Genomic DNA, 10,363 nt, shown 5'->3' with positions numbered 1-10,363 from the left:
CAGAGATACCGGTACGGATATAGTTCCTCGGGTACTCCCGGCGCACCGGGTTCAGCGGCAGGCCGTTCACATCCCGCATATCATCAGAGAAAATGGGTCCCAGCTCGTCGATAGGCTCTCCCACTCCATTGAAGGTACGTCCCAGCATCTCCGGGGAGACCGCGATCTCCATCGGGCGGCCGGTAAGCTTTGTATGCGTATTGTTAAGGGACATATTTTCCGTGCCTTCAAATACCTGGATGATGGCTTTGTCCTCATCCAGCTCCACGATACGCCCCATTTTCCGGGTGTCTCCATCTACAACGAATTCCACGATCTCGTCAAAGAAGGCATCCTGCACTCCCTCCAGAACAACCAGAGGGCCATTGATATTACTAAGTCCAAGATATTCAATTGCCATATTCTGTCCCTCCTTTAACCATTCTTCTCAAGAACACGATTGTAGAAATCGTCGATGTCTTTCTTATAGAGATCCAGCATCTGCAGGTTGTCATTGGGAACGTCATACTTGATGGCGATCACTTTCTCAAAGATCCCTTCTGCCTTCAGCACAGACATGGGCATGCCCATGGCCACCAGCTTCCGGCTCTGCTTATAGAGATACAGGATCACATCCATCATCTTAAACTGCTTCTCCAGGGATACGCAGGTATCTTCCTTGTGGAAGGCGTTCTGCTGCAGGAAGCCAAGCCGGATCACCTTGGCGATCTCCAGCACCAGCTTCTGGTCGTCCGGCAGCACGTCGCCGCCGATCAGCTTTACAATCTCCATCAGACTGCTCTCCTGGTTGAGAAGCGCCATCAGACGATTCCGGTAATCCACGAACTTGGGCGACACATGATCGGTGTACCAGCCGCTTAAGTCCGTAAGATACTCACTGTAGCTGGTCAGCCAGTGGATGGCCGGGAAATGTCTGGAATAAGCCAGAGACTTATCCAGTCCCCAGAAGCAGCGCACAAAACGCTTGGTATTCTGAGTCACAGGCTCGGAGAAATCCCCTCCCTGGGGAGAAACCGCACCGATGATAGATACGGAACCGGTGGCTCCGTTCAGGGTCTGCATCATCCCTGCCCGCTCATAGAACGCAGACAGACGGGAAGCCAGATAGGCCGGGAACCCTTCCTCCGCCGGCATTTCCTCCAGACGTCCGGACAGCTCACGCAGCGCCTCCGCCCACCGGGAGGTGGAGTCTGCCATGATGGCCACGTCATATCCCATATCCCGGTAATATTCCGCCAGGGTAAGCCCGGTGTAGATGGAAGCCTCACGGGCCGCCACCGGCATGTTGGAAGTGTTGGCGATCAGAACGGTACGGTCCATCAGGGGATTGCCGTTCCTGGGGTCTACCAGTTCGCCGAACTCTTCCAGTACCTGGGTCATCTCATTGCCACGCTCACCGCAGCCGATATATACGATAATGTCCGCATCCGCCCACTTGGCGATCTGATGCTGGGTCATGGTCTTTCCGGTTCCGAATCCGCCGGGGATCGCCGCTGTTCCGCCCTTGGCAATGGGGAACATGGTATCCAGGATACGCTGCCCTGTGATCAGCGGTACGCTGGCCGGATATCTCTGGCTCACCGGTCTTGGCACACGGATGGGCCAGTGCTGGGTCATGGAAAGCTCCCGCCTGGTCCCGTCAGCCAGCTCGATGGTCACAATGGTATCCTCGATGGTATACTGGCCATCCGCCACGGTCTCCACTACGGTTCCCTCCACATTGGGAGGAACCATGCATTTGTGCACAATGGCAGAAGTCTCCGGAACCTCCGCGATGATGGTCCCGCCGCGCACCAGGTCTCCCGTCTTCACGGTTATATGGGTATCCCACAGCTTCTTGCGGTCCAGCGCATCTACGCTGACACCCCGGGTGATAAACGCGCCGCCGCTTTCCGCGATCCGCTCCAGGGGGCGCTCGATCCCGTCGAAGATATTATTCAGGATTCCAGGCGCCAGCGTCACAGAGATGGCCGCCCCTGTGGCTTCCACCGTCTCCCCCGGACGCAGGCCTGAAGTCTCCTCATAGACCTGCACCGTAGTCCGATCCTTATCCAGGGAAATAACTTCCCCCACCAGCCGCTGCGGACCCACGTGGACCATTTCCGACATCTTAAATCCCGTCTTTCCCTTCAGGTAGATCACCGGGCCATTGATGCCGTAGATTGTTGCTACTTTCTTACTATTCAACGCCCGTACCTCCCTTGAATAAGAATCTCTGGTATTCGCGCTCGATGGCTCCCTTGAAGGCATGGTCTACCAGGATATTTCTCCCGTGTACCACACATCTGACACCGCCGATGAAATCTTCTTTGCTCACCGTCAGCTGGAAGCCGGTGTGCTCCTCCAGATAGTCCTTCTTATCCGCATCCGTAGGATTGATATAGATGGTCATAGCCTCGCTTCCGGCAAATGCGGCCGCCTTCTCGATATACTCCACCAGAAGGCGCAGATATTCCTCTGTCTGCATATAAGCTGCCACCAGCTGGCGCACTTCTTCAAACAACTCTTTCTTCAGTTCATTCTGTACTTTGCTCAGATCTCTCTTCAGCTGCAGCTGGGCCTTGGACACCGCCATATTAAGCTGCTGCTTCTCATGGGTGGTCTCCGCCTTAAGCCGGGTCTCCGACTGGCGCAGCGCCTCCTGCTTGTGCTGTTCAAACACACCTTCCAAAGCATTTCTATGCTGTTCGATGATCGCATTGCCCTGGGCTCTTGCCTCTTTCATGGCAGCCTCCTGCAAATGCGCAGTCTTTTCTTCTAATGTCACGCCTGTTCACCTTCTTCATTACAGTTTTAAGCCGATGGCTTCGTTTACATAGGAAGTGATAAAGTCTTCTTTACGTCCGGTTCCGTGCCTGTCAGGGATCTCGATCAGAAGCGGCATGGTATGCTCCAGCCGGATCTCATCGATCAGGTCCGGGAACTCCCGCCCGAACTTCTCCGTCAGCAGGATGATCCCCACGGTCTTGTCGGTCATGGCGTTCTCGATGGCTTCCCTAAGCTCATTTCGCTCGTGGACCACCACTCCGTCTACGCCGGCCAGCCGCATCCCTGTCAGGGTGTCGACATTATCACTGATCAGATACATTTTCATCTTACAGCTGTCCCAGGATCATGAAGGAGATGATCAGTCCGTACAGACATACACCTTCTGCAAGACCTACGAAGATCAGGGACTTACCAAGCGCGCTGGAGTCCTCGCTGATAGCTCCCAGCGCCGCGCTTGCTGCACTTGCTACGGCGATACCGCCGCCCACACATGATAAACCGGTTGACAGTGCGGCCGCAAGATAACCGAATCCCGCCGCGTTTGAAGCAGCCCCTGCAGCCGCGTCGGCAGCCTGTACAGGAGTGCCGGAGAACAACATGATCCCCGCCGCGATGAATGCTCCAAAATAGAAGAAAATGTTGGTCCCGATGGCGCGCTTATAACGCTTCTTGTTCTTCTCCCCGATCAGGTAGTACCCAAACGGGATTACAATGCTGAGTATCAAAGTTGCGATCAACAAAATTTTCACTGTTACTGTCATGGCTTTATTTTCCTCCTTAAAATAAATGACTGAGTATTTTTCTATGCTTTCTTATGATTTTTAAATGGCTTGAATTCCCGCCCGGTTCCTTTGTAGAACCGGCTGAACATCTCATAGTATTCCAGACGCAGTACCTGAATTCCCACAACCAGGCCTTCCAGGCCGCACACCACGATATTTCCGATCACAAGCCCGATGATATTGGGGCTTCCGTCCGTAGCTCCGGAGAGCATAAGGACCACTTCCATGATCGCCGCGTGGCTTACCGCGAAGGCTCCGATACGCACATAGGAAAGCGTATTGGAGAAATAGCTCAGCATGGTCTCGAACAGTTCGAAAAATCCCTGTACCAGGAACATCACCTTGCCTTCTTCGATCTTCTTATGGTTTCGCTCCACCAGGTTTGTCAGCGGTTCCTTGAATAAGAACAGGACCACCGGCACTCCCAGGAAGATGGCCATCAGGATATTACCCGGCGTCTTATGCCCGGTCATGAAAAGCACCACCGTCAGCACCAGGAATCCGTAGAACACAAGTCCCGCCAGGCCGTTGTTGGAAAACCAGATGTTTTCCGTATCCCGGGCCCGGATGGCGTTGACGATGTGGAACAGCATCACCAGGATGTTCAGCGCCATACCAAAGGCGATCGCCACCACGAACACCGTGTTCAGCTGCCCGATAAAGGGCAGGTCCGTCATAGCGCTCACCGGCCGCAGCCATCTGGCCGGCAGGATGTCTTCAAATCCAAACACGCTTCCGAACATAAATCCGAAGAACGTGGAGAAAAGTCCCGCCACAGAGATGATCCCCGCCAGGTTCGCCTTCTTCGTCAGATAGATGATCCCGCCGATCAGGAACAGGCACAGTCCCTGTCCCACGTCTCCAAACATGGCTCCAAAGATAAAGGTATATGTCAGAGCTACGAAGATAGTGGGATCCATCTCGTCATGGGCCGGCAGCCCGTACATCTTGATAAACATCTCAAAGGGCTTGAAGATCTTGGGATTCTTCAGTTTCGTAGGCGGATCGCCGAAGAATTTCTCCCGCTCTTCCTCCACCACGATCAGCACCCTGTGATCATTCTCCGCTTCCTTGACGAAAGCTTCCACGTCTTTCTCTCCCATCCATCCGCAGAGAATGTAGTAATCTTCTTTATTGTCGTCCTCGATCCGCGCGGCCATCTTGCGCACATCGAAGTTGTTGGACAGCTCTTCCAGCCGCTTCCTCGCTCCCATCAGCTCGGAGGCATGGCTCTCCATCAGAGACCGGGTATCTTCCTCCAGCTGATCGATGGCTTTCTGGGTCTCCTCGATCTCTTCCTTCAGAGTCTCGCAGGCCACCTGAGGCGTCCCGATGTATTCGTCGGAGACCGTGATCCGCTCAAAGTGCATGGAATTAAACACCGCGTCCACCCGGCTGGTATCTGAATTGGCCGCAAAATAACAGCCGTACACATAGTTCTCCGTCCGGGTCCCTTCCAGGAAAATGGCGTTCAGATCGTCAAACAGATATTTCTCCAGCTTCTGATAATGATCCAGGTCGATCCGTCCAAAACGCACATGCATATACCGGTAATGAAGCACCTTGTGCACGTCCAGATCCAGGGACCGGAAGGGCTCCAGCACATTCAGCTTGCCGGTCAGCTCATCCTTCTTCTTCTTCAGAAGCTCTTTGTTCTCCTGGATATCCAGATAGTCGTGGTTCACGTCCCGGATCAGCGCCAGGATCTCTTCCGTAGTCAGCGTGTGGTCCGTGTGATACTCTCCGGAAGGCAGAAGGCCGGCGAACTGTTCCGCCTTGGCCAGCGGCTCCTTGTACGGGTTCACCTCCACAAAGGGAAGGAGGTTCTGGGTCGTCCGAAGTTCTGTGACCGCGTTCTCAAGCTGCATCTCATATTTGGAAAGATAGACGTCGCACACCCGGTCGATATCCGTTCTCGGACCGCTGATGCTTAAGAACTTCATCTTTACAATCATTGTTTCACACCTCCTACATAAGCCAGCGTCTCTCTTGCGGACAGACCGTAACGGATACATTCAAGAGCTGTCGTCAGCTTATAGATTTCCTCTTCCTTTAAGAATAAGTAAGTATTGATCGCTGCCACGGAATAAGGATTTCTGCGGCGGTCCGCCAGATACAGGGTCCGCTGCGCGTCCCGGTACATCTGCTCCAGCGTCCGCTCATCGCCAAAATGATAATGCTTCGCATAGTAGGTTTCCTCTACCAGCTTGATAAACTCTTCCACCGTGGGCGCCTCCACCAGCGCCTTAAACTCGTCATGCTTCAGGCGGTACTGGATGGGAATGGTCAGGGAATAAATATCCGGCGGGACCATATGGTAATACTTCTTCGCCCGGTAGATCCACTGCAGGTTCAGAAGATCGATCTTCGTCCCGCAGTCCCTGGTGAAAAGTTCTTTCTCCTTCCGCTTCAGCAAGCGCTTCTCCTTTCTCCAAAGAGTGGAGAAATAATACAGATCCAGGGCCAGGTCATAATCGAATAGCTTTCCTGTTCCTGAATCCCGGATCTTCTTAAGCGGAGCGTAATATTCCGTATCCTTCAGATTATCTACCAGTTCCTCGATATTCCTGGACGTGATCAGCCGGTCAATGGAAATCTGAGAATACCGGTCAAACACTTCCTTCTTGTAATCCAGGTCAAAAGGCTTGTCATAGTGGTTGAACACGATCCTCAGACAATAGTTGATCAGCACTACCTCGTACTGCTTCCAGTATAATTTCAGGAACTTTTTCTGCTGCATTCCGGCGAACCGGAAGATCTTTGTATAATCATTATACAGGGACTGGTACAGGACTTTCTCCACGTTGCCCCTGTGATACAGAGCCACGTCCATCTGCCCCAGATCCTCTGCGTACGCGGGCTTTTCCTTCAGGTACTCGATCACCTCCGGGACGCTTCTTAACCCCGCGATGTTCTCAAAATCCTGGTCCGTCAGAAGCTTGGCCTGCATGGCCCTGATCTTCGTCACGATCCCGCTGTAAGTCATAAGACTGCACATATGCCTACACCTCTAATACCTTCTTCAGGATCGCCTGCGCGTAAGTCGTGTGGCTCCCCTCGAATTCCTTCTTCAGATTCTCTATCATATAAGAGTTCTTCTCCCGCTCTTCCTCCAGGAGCTCGTTGATCTTCTGCTCCCCTTCCGCGCGGATCTCGCTCAGTTTCTTACGGGTATCCTCTTCCAGCTGCTGGTCAAACGCATCCCGCTTTGCCTGTATCTCCTTCTCGATCTCGGACTTCTGCGCCTGCGCCTCTTCCACGATCGCCTCAGCGGTTTTCTCAATTTCCGCCAGTTTTTCAATCACTGCTTCCATATGTTACCTCCGTCTTTGCTCACGTAAAAGCCTAGTCTTTCATGTTATAATACATAATACACCTATTTTTTTAAATTACCAGAGTAAATTTCTCCAAAAACTTAATAATTAGCGAAAACTTTACATGAAAAATAACCAAAAAAATCCTGTTCCTGTTTGACATTTTCCCCTCCCGCCGCTAAACTAAAAAGCACGAAATCATCCAGATGAAAGGAGTTCCCTATGAGACTTCGAAATATTCCCCGGGCTGAAAGCGTGCTGGCAGCTTCCCCCAGGGTCTTAAAAGACCCGGAGCAATTTCGCGGCGCTTTCCGGCAGACGGTTTTTCAGAATACAGACCCTCTCCACATTGAGATCGGCATGGGCAAAGGCCAGTTCCTTCTCACACTGGCCCTTCAGAACCCTTCTGTAAATTATATCGGGATCGAGCGGTATTCCAGCGTCCTTCTGCGCCCCGTAGAGAAGCTGGCTTCCATGCAGGCCGCAGGAGAAGCCGTTCCCTCCAATCTGCGGTTTATCTGCATGGATGCGGCGGACATCTCCCAGGTTTTCGCCCCTGGTGAAGTGGACCGGATCTATCTGAACTTCTCGGATCCCTGGCCCAAGGCACGCCACGCCAGACGCCGCCTCACCTCCCTGGAATATCTGGCTCGTTACGATGAGATCCTCTCCCCCAACGGGCAGGTGGAATTCAAGACCGACAACCGGGCCCTCTTCGACTTCTCCCTGGAGCAGATTGAGGCTTCCCCTGTCTGGACCCTTGCCGCCCGCACCTTTGATCTCCACCATGATCCGGCTTTAAACCAGGGAAACATTATGACAGAATACGAAGAGAAATTCTCTTCCATGGATCATCCCATCTGCAAGCTTATCGCCCGAAGGAGCGCAAAATAAAGCGCGGCTCCTCCGGGCCTTTTTCAATTCTGTCGCATATACTGGTATTGAATCATTCGCCCCGGAGGATACTATGAACAGAAACTGCGGAAAATCCTGGAAATATAAATTGTGCGGATTTGCCTGGCGCAGGCGCCGGTTCGCCCGGAAGCTGGGGCATATCAGAAATTCTCTGCAGGAAGTCTATCTCATCCTGAATCCCGGCTGCCGCCACTGACAGGAACTCCCTTCTCCGAGGCAGGAGAGGCTAAAAAATATGCTGCATTTGACTACCGAAACTTTCGAGACCAAGATCTTAAAAGACCCCCGCCCGGCAGTAGTCCTGTTCTACGCCCGCTGGTGCGGGAAATGTGCCATGACAAAACCGGTCATAGAGGACATCGCCGCCCGCCATCGGCAGCGTATCCGCTTTTTTGAAGTAGAGATCGACGAATCCCCTCTTCTGGCGGACCGATACGGGGCGGATATCGTCCCCGCCTTTGTTTTCTTCCGGGACGGAACCGCCGTGACCACCATGAAAGGAATGATCGGCGAATCCACCCTGGAACGGCGGCTCAAGGAAATCTTCAGAAATTGTTAAGCCGGTTTTCCTTTGCAAATATTCCTTCTTATGATATATTAGGTAGGTATAATAAATCATAAAGGAGGAATGGTGTTACACCAGTCTTATGAAGAATTTAAGAAAGATCATACCATTTATACTGATAATGACCCTGACCTGCGCAAGCCTTCCCATGGCTGCCCAGGCCGACAGTTCCAAGGTTGTTACCCTTGGAGCCAACCTCTCAGAAGAACAGAAGACTTCCATGTACGAGTATTTCGGAACCTCTCCCGACCAGGTAGAGACCATCGAAGTGACCAACGCCGATGAGCGCAAATACATGGAAGGCATCGCTACAGAAGCGGAGATCGGCAAGCGCACCTTCAGCTGTGCCTATGTAGAGCCTACCAACGAGGGTGGGATCCAGGTAAAGGTGGCAAATCTTACCTTTGTGACCAGCTCCATGATCGCCAGCACCCTGCTCACTTCCGGAATGGAGAACTGCAACGTAGTTGCCGCCGCTCCCATCGAGGTCTCCGGCACAGGCGCCCTCACCGGCATCATGATGGCCTATGAGACCGCCAGCGGAGAAGAACTGAGCGAAGAGCAGAAAGCAGCTGCCGTAGAAGAGCTCGTCACCACCGGCGACCTGGCTGACTCTGTCGGTCAGGAGGAAGCCAGCGAGCTGATGAACGACGTCAAGCAGGATGTGATTGAGAACGGCCTGACAGAAGAAGGCGAGATCCAGGATGCAGTCAACGACGCAGCCGGCAGCCTGAACATCACCCTCACAGAAGAACAGATGGCCGAGATCGTGGCTCTCATGCAGACCATCTCCCAGTTCGACTACGATGTAAACGCCCTGAAGGACACCCTGGATAACCTGGCAGGCAAAGGAGACGGCTTCTTCGCCAGCCTGTGGGAATCCATCAAAAACTTCTTCACCGGCGGGGACAGCGGCGCCGGCATCCTGGATGAAACCAACGATGAGATCTTAGGCGACAACGCCGTGATCGACAGCACCCTGGACTCCGTCAAGGGTGCGGCCGAAAGCGCAGACGGCGACAGCTGGTGGGATAAAATCGTCGACTTCTTCAAAGGCCTCTTCGGCGGTGACGATGAGCAGACCACCAAGGAAGAGACCACCGACGATACAGCCGATGATTCCGCTTCCGATCCCACGGTCGACAATTCCGACATCGCTCCTAACAGCGCGGACGACACCGTAGCCCCGAACAGCGAGAATAACTTTGACACCTCTGCCGATGAAGGCGCTTCTTCTGACAGCAGCGCCACTGCCGGAGACAACTCCGCCTCTTCCGGGGATGACACCACTTCCCAGGATATAGAAGGCGAAACCATAAGCGAATAAATTCAGGTTTGTCGCGCGCTGATTCTGTGAACTGAAAATTGCTCAGGGAAGCGCATACAGCCAGCAGATAGAAGCCAGAAAAGTTCGCGAAGAATCCTTAACATCAAAACACCTGTGATTTCCCTGCTCAGGCTCTTCTCAGATTTGACGGGAAGTCAAATCTTCGCATGAAATCACAGGTGTTTTTCTGTAGCGGATTCTAACGCTTCCATATGGTTCTATCTGCTGGCTGTATGCGCTTCCCTGTTCCATATTCTTTCGCAGAATCATCTTGGCAATTCAGGCCTTTGTCGGGACAGTTGGCGATAAGGCGGGGGCCGGATGATTGCGGAGGTTAAGCGTCAGCCTCGGAGCAATCAACCGCTCCCGCCTCTCGACAATGCGCACGATAAACCTATTTTTACCAATACTTCTTCATATATTCTTCTGCCTTTTCTTCAGACAGTCTATACTTTTCCTGAAGTTTTTGAATCGCAGTTTCTTTTGAATGGAAAAGTTCCTGAAGCGTAGCGATTAGTTGGCAGATTCCATGTTCGAGTTCATCTGCCACTCCTTCTTCATAGCTCTCTTTCTTTATTGCCTTCTCATATTTCTCAAGATCATAATTCTCCAGTGCCATCCGTACTACCTCCGCTTTCTGCTTCTTCAGGAGATCTTCCAGTATGCCCTGATCGATACAGGTGTCCGCCGC

At 52.7% G+C, this 10,363-nt stretch carries 11 protein-coding genes and 2 pseudogenes; 4 read left to right on the top strand and 9 right to left on the bottom strand.

Going from position 1 to position 10,363, the window contains the following annotated elements; translation table 11 throughout:
* The 8 genes and pseudogenes from ACML7B_RS10530 to ACML7B_RS10495 form a co-directional block, all read right to left on the bottom strand.
* A pseudogene (locus ACML7B_RS10530) lies at window positions 1–400 on the bottom strand (V-type ATP synthase subunit B); the annotation flags it as partial.
* A gap of 14 nt (window positions 401–414) precedes the next feature.
* Window positions 415–2,187 (bottom strand): V-type ATP synthase subunit A, encoded by a 1,773-nt coding sequence (locus ACML7B_RS10525; protein WP_418541156.1) that lies wholly within the window; start codon window positions 2,185–2,187, stop codon window positions 415–417.
* Complete coding sequence (locus ACML7B_RS10520) at window positions 2,180–2,725, bottom strand: V-type ATP synthase subunit E (protein ID WP_242973581.1); 546 nt, start codon at window positions 2,723–2,725, stop codon at window positions 2,180–2,182. The genes ACML7B_RS10525 and ACML7B_RS10520 overlap by 8 nt, the downstream gene beginning before the upstream one ends.
* A gap of 60 nt (window positions 2,726–2,785) precedes the next feature.
* Window positions 2,786–3,094, bottom strand: a complete 309-nt coding sequence (locus ACML7B_RS10515; protein WP_346707342.1) for a V-type ATP synthase subunit F — start codon at window positions 3,092–3,094, stop codon at window positions 2,786–2,788.
* 1 nt (window position 3,095) lies between these two features.
* The gene (locus tag ACML7B_RS10510) at window positions 3,096–3,530 is read right to left on the bottom strand and encodes an ATP synthase subunit C (RefSeq protein ID WP_106789283.1); all 435 of its coding nucleotides are present in this window, start codon (window positions 3,528–3,530) and stop codon (window positions 3,096–3,098) included.
* Between the two features lie 41 nt (window positions 3,531–3,571).
* Entirely contained in the window at window positions 3,572–5,506 is a 1,935-nt protein-coding gene (locus ACML7B_RS10505) for a V-type ATP synthase subunit I (RefSeq protein WP_418541154.1), read from the bottom strand.
* Window positions 5,503–6,549, bottom strand: a complete 1,047-nt coding sequence (locus tag ACML7B_RS10500) for a V0D/AC39 family V-type ATPase subunit (RefSeq protein ID WP_106789285.1) — start codon at window positions 6,547–6,549, stop codon at window positions 5,503–5,505. The genes ACML7B_RS10505 and ACML7B_RS10500 overlap by 4 nt, the downstream gene beginning before the upstream one ends.
* 4 nt (window positions 6,550–6,553) lie before the next feature.
* A complete protein-coding gene (locus tag ACML7B_RS10495) occupies window positions 6,554–6,865 on the bottom strand; it encodes a hypothetical protein (RefSeq protein WP_418541152.1) in 312 nt (103 codons plus the stop codon).
* A 222-nt stretch (window positions 6,866–7,087) separates the two neighbouring features.
* On the opposite strand from ACML7B_RS10495, the gene trmB reads away from it, so the two are divergent.
* The 4 genes and pseudogenes from trmB (at window position 7,088) to ACML7B_RS10475 (ending at window position 9,672) form a co-directional block, all read left to right on the top strand.
* Window positions 7,088–7,759 (top strand): tRNA (guanosine(46)-N7)-methyltransferase TrmB, encoded by a 672-nt coding sequence (gene trmB, locus ACML7B_RS10490; RefSeq protein ID WP_418541150.1) that lies wholly within the window; start codon window positions 7,088–7,090, stop codon window positions 7,757–7,759.
* A 73-nt stretch (window positions 7,760–7,832) separates the two neighbouring features.
* Window positions 7,833–7,976, top strand: coding sequence for a hypothetical protein (locus ACML7B_RS10485; RefSeq protein WP_418541148.1), 144 nt, complete (start codon window positions 7,833–7,835; stop codon window positions 7,974–7,976).
* Between the two features lie 30 nt (window positions 7,977–8,006).
* A pseudogene (locus ACML7B_RS10480) lies at window positions 8,007–8,339 on the top strand (thioredoxin family protein); the annotation flags it as partial.
* Window positions 8,340–8,427: 88 nt separating this feature from the next.
* A complete protein-coding gene (locus tag ACML7B_RS10475) occupies window positions 8,428–9,672 on the top strand; it encodes a DUF1002 domain-containing protein (RefSeq protein ID WP_418541147.1) in 1,245 nt (414 codons plus the stop codon).
* 400 nt (window positions 9,673–10,072) lie between these two features.
* Here the strand turns inward: ACML7B_RS10475 and ACML7B_RS10470 are convergent, their stop codons facing one another.
* Window positions 10,073–10,291, bottom strand: a complete 219-nt coding sequence (locus tag ACML7B_RS10470; protein ID WP_418541145.1) for a hypothetical protein — start codon at window positions 10,289–10,291, stop codon at window positions 10,073–10,075.
* Between the last annotated feature and the right edge of the window lie 72 nt (window positions 10,292–10,363).

Origin of the sequence: Massilistercora timonensis, from assembly GCF_048354975.1 — a bacterium.
In the GTDB taxonomy this organism is placed as follows: Bacteria; Bacillota; Clostridia; order Lachnospirales; family Lachnospiraceae; genus Massilistercora; species Massilistercora timonensis.
Note: the sequence above shows the minus strand (reverse complement) of the source record. Positions and strands in the feature narration are given on the sequence as shown.